The following is a 13,127-nucleotide window of genomic DNA, read 5'->3' on the forward strand; positions in this document are numbered from 1 at the left end:
TTTTGAAAGGCATGCTTAACGGTATGCCTTTTTTTTATCTATAATATCTATAGTTTAATAAAGCAGTAATTATTTAAGGTTGATAAAATGTTACAGTCTTTCAATGATAGGCTCAAAGGTCCATTTACATGGATCATCATTATTTCGATAAGTTTTATATTTGTCATATCTGGTATGACATTTTTTTTCACGAATATTGGCTCAAGTAGATCTTATGTTGCAAAAGTAGGTGATAATGAAATAGGTTTACAACAGTTTCAGCAGTATGCTCAAAATGCTACAACCGAATCACAAAAGAGAGCTGTTTTAGATCAAATGATAAATCAGTATTTAATCCTTGCAGATGCTCAACGCCATAATATTGTTGTGTCTAAGTTAGCTTTACAATCCGCTATATTTACAAATCCAATGTTCTTTGATAAAGATGGTAAATTTTCTGCAGATAAACTTAAGCAAGTTGTTGAATATATTGGAGATATGAATAGATTAGAACAGATTCTAAGTCAAAATATTCAAGCAACAATGATTCCTAAAACTATAGCAGATACAGTAATCACTACAGACTATGAAAAGAAGCAACTAGCAAGTATTTATTTGGTTAATAAGAAAATAGAGTATTTGAAGCTATCTCCTGTAGATTTTCAATCCCAAGTAAAGCCTAGTCAGCAAGATTTAGAGAGTTATTATAATGCGCATGAAAATGATTATATAAATCCAGCTCAGAAGAATATTAGTTATTTTATAATTAGTAAGGAAGATTTTGTAAGTAAAAATAATATCAATAACGATGAGTTACAAGAGTATTATGAAACTCACAGAGAATTATTTAAAGATTTTGATAATAATACCAAAGCATCAATTCAAAAAATAATTCAAAATAGAAGAGCTTTAGAGCAGTTTAATAATTATTCTCAAAATATTGACAGCGTGAAATTTGCTGAATTAGAAAAAACTTTAGGTAAAGCTAAAACAGCTAGCATTGTAAATAATGATGAATCAACAATATCTGCGCTTACTAATGCTCAGTTTTTTGTAGATAATGACAAATATTCAAGTATCCCATTAGCTAATAATGAGCTTCTAGTATATCAAGTAGATAAGTCTCAACAAGCAAGTCAGCAAAAACTAGCTGATGTTAAAGATAAAGTATCTGAAGCTTTTGTTGCACAAAAATCCCAACAATTAGCTATAGAAAAATCGCAAAAATTACTTGATGACTTGGTTAGCAATAAAAAAGTAAGTATTAGCTTCAAACAAACAACTGTTGATAGTGACTCGAAGTCATTTAATAAAGAGTTTAATGATTATGTGATGTTTAATACTAATAACCAGTATCATAGCTATCAAGCAGATAATGGTGATATATATATTTATAAAGTTACTAAGGTTGAACCTCTTAATAGTAAAAATGCCAAGTTACCTGGTCAGGTATTAAATGCAGCTAAGGAAGAAGAGTTAAACTTCTATTTACAAGTAGTTAAGCAAGAAGTTCCGGTTAAAGTTAATTACAAAAATATCTAAATGAATAAACTAATCTATGGTCTTGCGGGACCAACAGCATCTGGTAAAACTTCTTTATCAATATCTATTGCAAATAAAATTAATGCTGAAATAATTAGTGTTGATTCATCACTTGTCTATAAAGGTATGAATATTGGTACAGCTAAGCCAACTTTGGATGAGCAAGGTGGTATTAAACATCATTTAATAGATATAATTGAGCCAACAGAGAGTTTTTCAGTTGCTGATTTTATTACAAATGTTAATAAAATTAAAAAAGAGATTTGGAGTAGAGGAAAAGAGGTTTTACTTGTAGGTGGAACAATGCTTTATTTCAAAGGTTTGATAGAAGGCTTATCATCTTTGCCTGAATCTCAACTAGAGATAAGACAAACTTTAGAATTAGAAAGAAAAGCAAAAGGTTTACAATATCTTCATCAGCAGTTAAATAAAATGGATCAAGAATCAGCTCAGAAAATTAATCCTAATGACCAGCAAAGAATATTTCGTGCTTTAGAAGTAATTATGCTAACTGGTAAAAAATATTCTGAGCTTGTTAAGACATCTAAAGTTGGTGGATTAGAAGAGCAATTAAAACTATGTGCTTTGGTACCTAATGATAGGTCAATTCTACATAATAATATTGAATTAAGATTTAAACAGATGCTTGATCAAGGATTTCTAGATGAAGTTCAAAGTTTACGCAAAAATCCTAAGCTTACTAAAGAAACTACAGCCATCAGAAGTGTTGGTTATCGTCAGGCATGGGAATATTTAGATGGAGATATTAGCTATGAGGAGTTTGTTAAAAAAGGAATTGTAGCCACTCGCCAACTTGCAAAGCGTCAACTTACATGGATTCGTAATTGGAAGGGTGAGATTAATTTAGTTGAGGCTGAAAGCCAGAGTAAAGAACAACAGATTCTAGAATATTTTGATTGTAAGAGAAGTTAAATAAATGAAAAAGATAATAGCAGTAATTTTAGTGTCTTTAATAATCTCAAGCTGTAGTATTTTGTCAAAATCAACATCAGATATAACAACAATAAAAATAGATTATAAGAAAAATATTTTAGAAGTCGATAACTATAATGGTAATAATTTTAATATTGAGATCATTAATAAAAAAACTAATTCAAATAAATATTATGCTAGTGAGAATATAGTAGTTAAAAAAGGATCACATGATTATAGGCTTAGATTTAACCAATTAAGTCAGAAGCTAGTTGATGATTTATTAAAAAATCCAAAACTTAATACTACGTATATTTATACCTCTTTAGAGCCTAGTAAGGATTTTAAAAATGCTTATTCATTAGTTTACAAAAACCTATCAATAGTTGATTTAGGTAATCTTAAAGGTGAAGTGTTATTTAATTCACTTATTACAGATAATTTTTTTAAAGTTTCCGGCATTAGCTCTAGCAGGGATGGTGGAGTTTCAAATTTAGAAATATCAACACTAGTTGCACTAGATTCAGATAAAACTATTACAATTGGGGGTATTCCAGAATTTAAAGAATCTACACGAGAGATAAGTCCTCTTGAATGTGCTAGTATGGGTACTGCATGTGATGATGGGCGTAATCATTAAATAAAATTTGCTGATAACTCTAAATATTGTTAGAATATACCGCGAAGTTTAATTGTTAAACTTGATAAAATAATAACTATAACAAAATAATTAAAAGGAAGTGAGACAATGTCAAGAATATCATCTTTACAAGACCCGTTCTTAAACGCTCTAAGAAAAGAAAAAGTTAGCGTATCTGTATATCTAGTTAACGGGATCAAACTACAAGGTCAAGTAGAAGCTTTTGACCAATTCTGTATCGTACTTAGAAATACTGTAAACCAAATGGTTTACAAGCATGCTATTTCTACTATAGTACCAGCTAAGAGTGTAAGAATGGTTTATAGCTCTTTTAACCCGTATCATCAAAATGCAAATGATGATCAAGATGAGAATGTAGATGATATTCATTCTGATGAGCTTGAAGTTCAAGAAAATCAAGAAAACATAAACGAATAATAATCTCTATTCTTTTTTCTTTAATAATTCCATTCGGAGTAATGTAAATGGAATTTTTCGAATCTTATGAAGCAGGTAGTAAATGCTTGCTTGTAAATATAAATTTTAAATATCGCCGCGAACTAAATGCTGATTTAACTGAGCTTGAAGGTTTAGTTTTAGCAGCTGATAAAGTTGTGTTGGAAAGTTTAGATTTCAATCACCCTGAACCTGATATCAAATATTTTTGTGGTATGGGTAAAATGGAGATGATCAAAAATAAACGTGATGAGTTAGAAGCTGATCTTGTTGTGTTTAATCATCCATTAAGCCCATCTCAAGAGAGAAATATTGAGAAGTTTCTTGAGTGTAAGATTATGGATAGAACGAGGCTAATTCTTGAAATATTCTCACTTCGAGCAAAAACTCATGAAGGTAAACTTCAAGTTGAATTAGCGCAACTAAACTATCAGTCAACACGTCTAGTCAAAGGTTGGACGCACTTAGAAAGACAAAAGGGTGGTATTGGTGTACGTGGTGGACCGGGTGAAACACAGCTTGAGATCGATAGGCGTCTAATTAGACAAAGAATTAAACAAATTACTCAAAAGCTAGAAAAAGTAAAACATCATCGTGATTTAAGTAGGTCGTCACGAAAGAAAAATAATATTCCGACAATATCATTTGTTGGTTATACCAATGCTGGTAAGTCAACGTTATTTAATAAAATAACAAATGCAGATGTTTTAGCTAAAGATCAGCTCTTTGCAACACTTGATCCTACTTTGCGTAAAGTAATCGTGCCCAAGCTAGGTGAAGTTATTTTCTCAGATACAGTAGGTTTTATTAAAAATCTACCTCATGATTTGGTAGAAGCTTTTCATGCTACATTAGAGGAAGCTATAGAATCAGATCTATTAGTCCATGTCATAGATTATGCAGATGAGGATTATAAAAGTTATATTGAGCAAGTAGAAAAAGTTCTAAATGAAATAGGTATCGCAGATAAAGAGATGATCTGTGTTTATAACAAAATCGATAAAATTGAGAATGCTTATGCTGGATTCGTTCCGATGGATGATTCAGACTCAAGTGTGGTTGGTAGAGTATATCTGTCTGCTCAGACTGGAGATGGTATTGAAGAGTTTTATCATGCGTTGGCTACATTTTTTAATAAAACATGGGTTAGTGAAACTTTAGAATTACCACCTAAATATTCAAAGGTTAGAGCTATGATGTATGAGCTTGGAGCTGTTGATGCCGAAGATGTTTCTGAAGAAGGTAACTATTTGCTTAAAATAAAAATTTCAGAAGATGATTTTGAAAGATTTAAAAGGGAATTTGATTTAGACTTAGAAGAGTTCTTCGTTAAATAGTTTCAATCTTATTTGTACTCAGGAACTTCAATTGGATCTTTAAATATTCCAGCCCCTATGAATTTAGAGATAACTGGTGTAGATGATATTTTAACTGTAATAGTCGATAAATACTTTTTGACTATTTCATCTGAAACAGCCACAGACAAGTTAGTAAGCCCAACTTTTTGCTTTCTAGCTATTATGTCTTTTAGTCGATGTTGCCACTGATCAAAAGCAATATTATGATCACCTTTTGCTTTATGAAGTTCGCCCGCTAATACATAAGCCTCAACAATTGCAAATATACTTCCTAGCCCCATTAGTATAGATGGGCAAGCAGCAGAGTCGCCAACTAATGCAACTCTTCCTTTATGCCAAGTATCCATACGTATTTGGCTAACTTTATCAAAATAAATTTCTTCTACATCATCTAACTTATTAAGTATATCTGGAGTTTCCCAGCCAAAGTTATTGAAAGACTTTTGTAGTAACTCTTTTTTTTGCTCTAAAGTTGCTGGGAATTGTTTTACTAGGTCAGCATCTAATGTAAACATGATTAAAGTTTCATCTTGGTCTAGACACACTCTAGCTACTTGTCGTTTCTCACCAACGCTTAGAGCATAAGTATATTTCTCATAATGATCGTAACTTTTGAGAGAAAGAGCAGCTACATACTTATCTAAATCATATTCTTGATATTCTGATTTATCAAAAGCGATGTTGCGTATATGAGAGTGTAAGCCATCAGCACCTATAACTAAATCAAAGTCTTCTTTAGTTCCATTACTAAGATGAGCAGTTATAGCCTTATCTTTTTCTTCTATTTTTTCGATAGATGTACCAAACCTAATATCTATACCTTCGCAGGCTTTATAAGTGGTCTCTGCAATATCTCCGCGTTTCACACTTAGAAATTCATCATAATTATCAGTAATCAGTGAAGAAATATTAACTTTAGAAGATCTTCTACCATTTTCATCAAAACAGTGAATGTTTTTGATTTGATATGACTTTGCTTTAAGTTGCTCAAAAAGTCCCATCTTTTTCATTATTTCACAAGCTGGACCCCAAAAATCTACTAAATATCCACCAGCTCTGAATTCTGGAGCTTTTTCAAAAAGAGTAGGTTGAAATCCATATTCTCTTAACCACCATGCTAAAGTTGTACCTGCTATACCAGTACCATTGATTGCAATTTTTTTCATTTTCATATCCCTAAGAAATGTATCTCTAATATAGATTTTAGAGTTATATTGATAGTTATTCAATACAGCTTTACTGTGCATTTAGCATTTATTTGTAGATAGTGCAAAAAATATAGGAAAATTTATATATAATAGTTATGGTAAAAAAATATTTAACGTTATTTTGAATTAAAAATTATAGGAATAATTACTTATGATAAAAAGGCTAAAACAGAAGTGGTTTTGGAGTAAAAACTCTGAGCAAGGACCACCAGATTTAGAAGAAATGATTAAAAAGTTCTTTGGCAAAAAGTCAAAAAAGAACAATGATGATAATGAGAGTATTTATTCAAAAAATGCTAATAAAAATAAACCAATGTTTGAAAAACCTCCTGTAGCTAAAATAGCGTCTATAGTTATAGCATTACTAATAGTTGCGTGGGTTGGTTTTGGTTTTTATGTAGTACAACCAGCTGAGCAAGCTGCTGTACTTAGATTGGGTAAATTCTCTAAAATGGTAGAGCCTGGTCTACACTGGCATCCTATTGGTATCGATAAGGTATATAAGGAGAATGTCCAAGAGCTTAAAACTACATCGTTAAAGCGTGATATGCTTACATCTGAAGAGAATATTGTCCATATTTCCTTTACAGTTCAGTATCGTATTGTAGACTTAGAAAAATACTTATTTGCAAATGTTAATACAACACAGTTATTGCAACAAGCTCTAGAAAGTGCAGTTAGACAGGTTGTTGGTGAAAATAAACTAGAGCAGATATTAACTACTAATAGAGCTGTGATTACGCAACAAGTTCGTAAAGAGATGGAAGCACTGTTACAGTCTTACAATACTGGTATATATATTAGTGAAGTGATCATGCAGCCAGCTCAGGCTCCAGAAGCTGTTAAGAGTGCATTTGATGATGTAATCAAAGCTCGTGAAGATCGCGAAAGGGAGCAAAATGAAGCCGAAGCTTATGCTAACAGAGTTGTACCCGTTGCTCAAGGTAAAGCTCAAAGAATTGTTGATCAAGCAAATGCTTATAAGCAAAAAGTAGTTTTAGAAGCACAAGGTGAAGTTGCTCAGTTTGAACAGTTATTGCCTATATACAAAAAATCTCCTGATATAGTTATGAACCAAATGTATTTTAATACTATCTCTAATGTACTACAGCACAATAAGATCTTCTTGATTGATGGTGATGGTGCAAAAAATATTTTTTATGGTTTAGATAATGCTCAAAAGCAAGCATTATTACCAAACGCTCAAGGAGGTAACTAAGATGAGTAAATTTCTAAAAATATTCTTAGTACTTGTAATAGTTATATCTGTTGTGGTGTTAAGTACTAAATTTATTGTTAAGCAAGGATCAGAGGCAGTTATCTTAAGACTAGGTGAGCTAGTAAAAGATAAAAATGGTAAAGCAGTTGAGTATGAGCCTGGCTTACATGTTAAGATTCCATTTGTTGATACAGTTAAAACTTATGATATGCGTAATAGAGTATTAGAAGCAGATTCAGCTCGTGTGGTGACTAAAGAGCAAAAAGATGTTTTGATTAACGCGTATGTGGTGTGGAAGATAAGTAATAACAATATTTCAACATTCTATACGAGTACAAGTGGAAGTGTAGAACGAGCGGAAACTCTATTGAAACAATTCTTAGAATCTTCTTTGAGAGCAGAAGTCGGTAATAATGATATTCAAAGCTTGATTAATAATAATCGTGATAAGTTAATGATTGCTTTGACAAATAGTGTCCAAAAGCAAGCTAAACAAATCGGTGTTGATGTCATAGATGTAAGAGTTAAGCAGATTGATCTACCAGATACTGTTACAGATTCTATCTATCAAAGAATGAGATCTTCACGTCAGAAAGTTGCTGCCTCAATTAGAGCAGAAGGTAAACAGTTAGCTGAAAAAATTAATGCAGCAGCAGATGCTAAAGTTACTGTAACAATGGCGGAAGCTGAGAAAGAATCTAAGATTATAAGAGCAGAGGCTGATGCAAAAGCTGCTAAAATTTTCACAGAAGCTTACTCAAAATCTGTTCCATTGTATGAATTCTTAAAGAGTATGAACTCTTATAAAGAAAGCTTTAATGGTAAAAATGAAGTTGTATTTATGCTAAAACCGGATAGTAAGTTTTTCCAAGGTTTTAAATTAGAGCCAGATAGTAAGCTTGCTGAAGATATGAAGGAAGCAAAATAAAAATGAATAAAGTGAAAGTGCTTTTTGTGTGCAAAGGTAATATTTGTAGATCACCAACAGCTCATGGAGTTTTTAGAGATATTGTCAAGAAAAATGCTTTAGAAAATCATATCCATGTTGCATCGTGTGGCACAAGTTCACGTATGTGGGGACATGAAGGGCATGGAGCTGATTTACGCTCTGTGGAAATGGCTAAAAAATATGATTGTGATCTTTCAGATCAAGTTTCTCAGCAATTAGAAGAGTCTGATTTTGTAGAGTATGATTATATTGTTGCGATGGATCAAGAAAATATTGATACAATGAGAGAAATGTTTCCAAAGGCAAACTTTTCGAAAGTATCAAGGATGTTACAGTATGCTCCTACCATTGAACTAACTGATGTTCCAGATCCATATTATGAAAGTAATTTTGAAAAGGTCTTTTTGATGATAGACACAGCTTGTCACGGACTTTTCGAAAAAATAAAATTAGAGTACAAATTATGAATTACACTAAAGCAAAATATATAATGGGTGCAGCAAAAGTTTCTCAACTTCCTGAAGATACAGGAGTAGAGGTTGCTTTCGCTGGACGCTCAAATGCGGGTAAATCGAGTGCGCTTAATACTCTTACAGACCAAAAAGGTCTTGCTAGAGTAAGTAAGACTCCAGGTAGAACTCAATTGATTAACCTATTTGACTTAGGGGATAATAAGAGATTGGTTGACTTACCTGGTTATGGTTATGCAAAAGTTTCTGAAGCTATCAAAAAACAATGGCAAAGTGAGATGGAGAACTATTTGACAACTCGTAAATGTCTTGGTGGTATAGTACTTTTGGTAGATTCTCGCCATGAGTTAAAAGAGTTTGATTCTTTGATGATTGAAATGGCAATATCTTTTGATTTAAATTTACATATTCTTTTAACAAAAGCTGATAAATTAAATAATAAAGAAAGAGCGCAAGCAAATAAAATGATAGAAAGTTTTTTAAAAACTTTTATCCGTACAGATAAAATTTCATATCAGTTATTTTCTTCACTAAGTAAAATGGGCTTGGATAAGTTAAAAGAAAAACTTGATATATGGTATCAGTAATATTCAAAATATTCTTTTCATATATACTATTATCAATAGTTACATAATTAATTAAAATAGCCTATATAGAATATTCAATTCTAAGTTAAAATACTTTAGTATAAAGTAGATCTAAAATCTTTTATAAAATATGAGGTAATTCTAAAGAATGTATAAAATATTAAACTTTTACACCAAAGAAGAAGTTTCTACAGATAGTTTTGTGTTTGCTGGGGAGAATGAGCCTTGGGAAATTCAGATGGATATTGATGAGATTAGTAAGAAAATTAACAAAGACTATTTTACTCAAGCATCACCATGTTTATCTAAATATATACCATTTATGCCGATAAAAGATCCATCTAGTTTTGTATCTTTAAGAGAAGCAGCTACACCATTGCTTAAGAGTAAAATAATAGGTAAAGAGTTAGGAATTAATCTATATTTTAAGGTTGAGGGTAAAAATCCTACAGGCTCGTTTAAAGATAGAGGATCTGCAGTTGATATAACAGTTGCAAAAGAGCTTGGAGCCAAGGGTATTGTGCTAGCATCTACTGGTAACATGGCGGCTTCATGTGCTTGTTATGCAGCAGCAGCTAAAATGCCTTGTTTTATTATTGTTCCAGAAGGTGTTGCAGCTTCAAAATTAGCTCAAGTTATGTCTTATGGTGGTAAAATAGTTCAAGTCAAAGGTAGTTATAATGAAGCTGCAAAATTAGCTTATGATATTGCAAAATCAAAAGATTTCTTTTTGGCTGGAGATTATGCATTTAGAGTCGAGGGTCAAAAGACAGCGGCATTTGAACTTATAGATCAGTTATTATTCCAAGTGCCAGATGAGGTTATAATACCTATAGGCTGTGGTACAAATATGACTGCTTATTATAAAGGTTTTTGTGAGTATAAAGAGTTAGGTTTTATTAATTCTTTGCCTAAACTTACTGGTGTTCAGTCTACTGAAGCAGATACATTAGCTAGAGCATATCAAAAGAATCAAAATAGAATTGAGCCTCTAAAAACAGCTAATACAATTGCAACTGCAATAGCTGTACCATATCCTATTGATGGTGATAAGGCTATAGATGCTATATATAGTACTGGTGGAGAGTCTACTGCAGTTACAGATATGAAAATGTTGGAGGCTCAATATTTGCTATCTACTAAAGAAGGGCTGTTTGTGGAACTGGCATCAGCGTCAACTATTGCACATTTACTCAAAAAATATGAAGAAGGTAAACTTCAAAAAGGAAGTACAGTAGTATGTGTACTATCCGGAGAAGGTCTAAAAGATCCTGCAGTAGTTCTGAAATCTGCTATTCAGCCACCAATTATATATCCTGCAGAGGCTGATTTTGACAGACTTTATAATAGTCATTTCTTTGATAATAAGACAATGTTATTCATAGAGCAAAATGAAGTAATATTTGATCAAGTTCCAACTCTTGAGGAAGTTAAAAAAACTCTTGGCAAATTGTTCGGAGCAAATTATGATCAGAATTTCTTAGCTAAGGTTAGAGAGCTGATTGAGAGATTCTTAGTCAAGGGTAAATCAATTAATGTCTCTGATATACAAGATATTATCCAAGATGCTACTGAGATGGCAGATGCCATTAGTAAAGATATCTTAGATGTACAGTCATTTAAGGTAAATGTAGAGCTAGATCAAAAATCTGTAGCTGAAGTTACTGTTAAGGTTGCAGACCAGTTATACTTTGCATCAAGTTCTGGTGTTGGACCTGTAGATGCTGTTTTAAATGCTTTATGTAAAGCTTGCCCGAGTGATATTAGCTATAAGCTAACGGACTATAAAGTGAAAATACGTGGACAAGGTGCAGATGCTGTTGTTTATGTAGAGATGAGCTTAGAAAAAGAAGGTATTAAAAGTATTGGTAAAGCAGTTTCTCCAGATATAATCCAAGCATCTGTAGAAGCATTTATAGATGCATACAATATTGCGTATGCATAAATTTTTATGAAAGGTGGAACGTTATGACAAAAGTGTTGAATAAATATAGTAGAAGATTAACAGAAGATAAGTCTCAAGGTGCCTCTCAAGCGATGCTATATGGTACAGGTATGAATGACAATGATATGCACAAGCCACAAATAGGTATTGCTAGTGTATGGTATGAGGGAAATACTTGTAATATGCATCTAAACCAGCTTGCTCAGTTTGTCAAAAATAGTGTTGAAAAAGAGAACCTCAAAGGTATGAGATTTAATACTATTGGGGTTAGTGATGGTATTTCTATGGGTACTGATGGTATGAGCTACTCATTACAGTCTAGAGATCTTATTGCAGACTCTATTGAGACTGTAATGTCAGCACATTGGTATGATGGATTAGTGTCTATACCTGGTTGTGATAAGAATATGCCAGGATGTATGATGGCTTTAGGTAGACTTAATAGACCAGGATTTGTGATCTACGGAGGTACTATCCAAGCAGGTGTGATGCGTGGCAAGCCTATTGATATCGTTACAGCTTTTCAAAGTTATGGAGCATGTCTATCTGGACAGATTTCAGAGCAGGAGCGTCAAGAGACTATCAAAAAAGCATGTCCAGGTGCTGGGGCATGTGGTGGTATGTATACTGCAAATACTATGGCATGTGCTATAGAAGCTTTAGGTATGAGTTTGCCATTTAGCTCATCAACACCAGCAACTTCTGTTGAGAAAGTACAAGAATGTGACAAAGCTGGAGAGACAATTAAAAACTTATTAGAACTTGATATCAAGCCAAGAGATATTATGACTCGCAAAGCTTTTGAAAATGCGATGGTCCTTATCACTGTAATGGGAGGCTCTACTAATGCAGTGCTTCATCTATTGGCTATGGCAAGTTCAGTAGATGTTGATTTAAATATTGATGATTTCCAAGAAATAGCTAATAAAACACCAGTTCTAGCAGACTTTAAGCCTAGTGGTAAATATGTGATGGCTGATTTGCATGCTATAGGCGGAACTCCAGCAGTGATGAAAATGCTGTTAAAGGCTGGTATGTTGCATGGTGATTGTTTGACTGTAACCGGTAAGACTTTAGCAGAAAATCTTGAGAATGTTGCAGATCTTCCAGAAGATAATACAATCATACATAAATTAGATAATCCTATTAAAAAGACAGGACATTTACAAATCTTAAAAGGTAATGTTGCACCAGAAGGATCTGTAGCTAAGATTACAGGTAAGGAAGGCGAGGTTTTTGAGGGAGTTGCAAATGTTTTTGATTCAGAAGAAGAAATGGTCGCTTCAGTAGAAGAAGGAAAAGTTAAAAAAGGTGATGTAATAGTTATTCGTTATGAAGGTCCTAAGGGTGGTCCTGGTATGCCAGAGATGCTTAAACCAACATCACTCATAATGGGCGCTGGCTTAGGTCAAGATGTCGCTTTAATCACAGATGGTCGTTTTTCGGGTGGTTCACATGGTTTTATTGTAGGGCATATAGCTCCAGAAGCATATGAGGGTGGCATGTTAGCATTACTAGAAAATGGCGATAAAATTACTATCGATGCCATCAATAACGTTATAAATGTAGACTTATCAGATCAAGAGATTGCTCAAAGAAAAGCTAAGTGGGAAGCACCTAAGCAAAAGGCAACTAGAGGAACTCTTAAGAAATATATAAAAACAGTTTCATCTGCTTCAACAGGTTGTGTTACAGATTTAGATTAAAATTTTGTAAAAAAACTACTAAATATACTTTTTCTATTTAAAAATTTCAAGTCCATGTTTATAATGATCTAACATTTAGGGTATTAATAGTATTTCTAAATGATGTTAAGTGTTAAAATTATTCATATTAAAGGA

12 protein-coding genes are annotated in these 13,127 nt (G+C 32.7%); 11 read left to right on the forward strand and 1 reads right to left on the reverse strand.

Features of this window, described 5'->3' with window-relative positions:
- The first annotated feature begins 87 nt into the window (after nucleotides 1-87).
- From IMS64_RS03435 to hflX, 5 genes are all read left to right on the forward strand, one after another.
- Nucleotides 88-1,521 carry a SurA N-terminal domain-containing protein gene (locus tag IMS64_RS03435; RefSeq protein WP_211490912.1) on the forward strand — a complete coding sequence of 478 codons (1,434 nt, stop codon included), beginning with the start codon at nucleotides 88-90 and terminating at the stop codon, nucleotides 1,519-1,521.
- Nucleotides 1,522-2,454: a tRNA (adenosine(37)-N6)-dimethylallyltransferase MiaA gene (gene miaA, locus IMS64_RS03440; RefSeq protein WP_211490913.1), complete on the forward strand. Its 933-nt coding sequence runs from the start codon at nucleotides 1,522-1,524 to the stop codon at nucleotides 2,452-2,454.
- Between the two features lie 4 nt (nucleotides 2,455-2,458).
- Nucleotides 2,459-3,094, forward strand: coding sequence for a hypothetical protein (locus IMS64_RS03445; RefSeq protein ID WP_211490914.1), 636 nt, complete (start codon nucleotides 2,459-2,461; stop codon nucleotides 3,092-3,094).
- 108 nt (nucleotides 3,095-3,202) lie between these two features.
- A complete protein-coding gene (gene hfq / locus IMS64_RS03450; RefSeq protein WP_004287556.1) occupies nucleotides 3,203-3,532 on the forward strand; it encodes an RNA chaperone Hfq in 330 nt (109 codons plus the stop codon).
- A 47-nt stretch (nucleotides 3,533-3,579) separates the two neighbouring features.
- A complete protein-coding gene (hflX, locus tag IMS64_RS03455) occupies nucleotides 3,580-4,887 on the forward strand; it encodes a GTPase HflX (RefSeq protein WP_211490915.1) in 1,308 nt (435 codons plus the stop codon).
- Between the two features lie 8 nt (nucleotides 4,888-4,895).
- Here the strand turns inward: hflX and IMS64_RS03460 are convergent, their stop codons facing one another.
- Nucleotides 4,896-6,074 (reverse strand): FAD-binding domain, encoded by a 1,179-nt coding sequence (locus tag IMS64_RS03460; protein ID WP_211490916.1) that lies wholly within the window; start codon nucleotides 6,072-6,074, stop codon nucleotides 4,896-4,898.
- 193 nt (nucleotides 6,075-6,267) lie between these two features.
- Here IMS64_RS03460 and hflK point away from each other — a divergent pair, with 193 nt between their 5' ends.
- The 6 genes from hflK to ilvD all read left to right on the forward strand — a co-directional run bounded on the left by hflK (nucleotide 6,268) and on the right by ilvD (nucleotide 12,992).
- Nucleotides 6,268-7,335: an FtsH protease activity modulator HflK gene (hflK, locus tag IMS64_RS03465; RefSeq protein ID WP_211490917.1), complete on the forward strand. Its 1,068-nt coding sequence runs from the start codon at nucleotides 6,268-6,270 to the stop codon at nucleotides 7,333-7,335.
- A gap of 1 nt (nucleotide 7,336) precedes the next feature.
- Nucleotides 7,337-8,263 carry a protease modulator HflC gene (hflC, locus tag IMS64_RS03470; RefSeq protein ID WP_004287560.1) on the forward strand — a complete coding sequence of 309 codons (927 nt, stop codon included), beginning with the start codon at nucleotides 7,337-7,339 and terminating at the stop codon, nucleotides 8,261-8,263.
- A gap of 2 nt (nucleotides 8,264-8,265) precedes the next feature.
- Nucleotides 8,266-8,751 carry a low molecular weight protein-tyrosine-phosphatase gene (locus tag IMS64_RS03475; RefSeq protein ID WP_211490918.1) on the forward strand — a complete coding sequence of 162 codons (486 nt, stop codon included), beginning with the start codon at nucleotides 8,266-8,268 and terminating at the stop codon, nucleotides 8,749-8,751.
- Nucleotides 8,748-9,341, forward strand: coding sequence for a ribosome biogenesis GTP-binding protein YihA/YsxC (gene yihA, locus IMS64_RS03480; RefSeq protein WP_012280867.1), 594 nt, complete (start codon nucleotides 8,748-8,750; stop codon nucleotides 9,339-9,341). Before IMS64_RS03475 ends, yihA begins: the two co-directional genes overlap by 4 nt.
- A 148-nt stretch (nucleotides 9,342-9,489) precedes the next feature.
- Complete coding sequence (gene thrC / locus IMS64_RS09900) at nucleotides 9,490-11,286, forward strand: threonine synthase (protein ID WP_004287563.1); 1,797 nt, start codon at nucleotides 9,490-9,492, stop codon at nucleotides 11,284-11,286.
- A 23-nt stretch (nucleotides 11,287-11,309) separates the two neighbouring features.
- Nucleotides 11,310-12,992 carry a dihydroxy-acid dehydratase gene (gene ilvD / locus IMS64_RS03490; protein ID WP_211490919.1) on the forward strand — a complete coding sequence of 561 codons (1,683 nt, stop codon included), beginning with the start codon at nucleotides 11,310-11,312 and terminating at the stop codon, nucleotides 12,990-12,992.
- Nucleotides 12,993-13,127: the final 135 nt, after the last annotated feature.

The sequence above is a fragment of the Francisella philomiragia genome (genome assembly GCF_018135955.1).
Lineage (GTDB): Bacteria > Pseudomonadota > Gammaproteobacteria > Francisellales > Francisellaceae > Francisella > Francisella philomiragia.